The 253-nt window shown below is 65.6% G+C and carries 1 protein-coding gene; it reads right to left on the bottom strand.

Features of this window, described 5'->3' with window-relative positions; all coding sequences use genetic code 11:
* A partial coding sequence (locus SB756_RS32780; protein ID WP_410913601.1) for an ABC transporter substrate-binding protein occupies window positions 1-253 on the bottom strand: 253 nt, incomplete at both ends.

Below are 253 nucleotides of genomic sequence, written 5' to 3'. Positions count from 1 at the left end.
AGGCGTACAGGCGCAGGCGCGGGTCGGCCTTGAGCAAGGCGCTGTGCTCGGCCTGCACCCCGCTGGCCACGTCCACTTGCCCGGCACGCAAGGCGGCGGCCCGCGAGACCTGGTCCTTGAATTCGATGATTTCCAGCTCATCGGCATAGGGGCGGTTGGGCTTGTAGTAGTTTTCGAAGCGGGTGTAGAGCGAGCGCTGCCCGGGGATGAAGCTTTTCAGCTTGTAAGGCCCCGCCCCGACCGGGTTGGTCAC

The sequence above is a fragment of the Pseudomonas sp. SIMBA_068 genome (assembly GCF_046534705.1).
Taxonomy (GTDB): Bacteria; Pseudomonadota; Gammaproteobacteria; order Pseudomonadales; family Pseudomonadaceae; genus Aquipseudomonas; species Aquipseudomonas putida.
The sequence above is the reverse complement of the archived record's forward strand: the minus strand, read 5'-3'. Positions and strand labels throughout refer to the sequence as shown.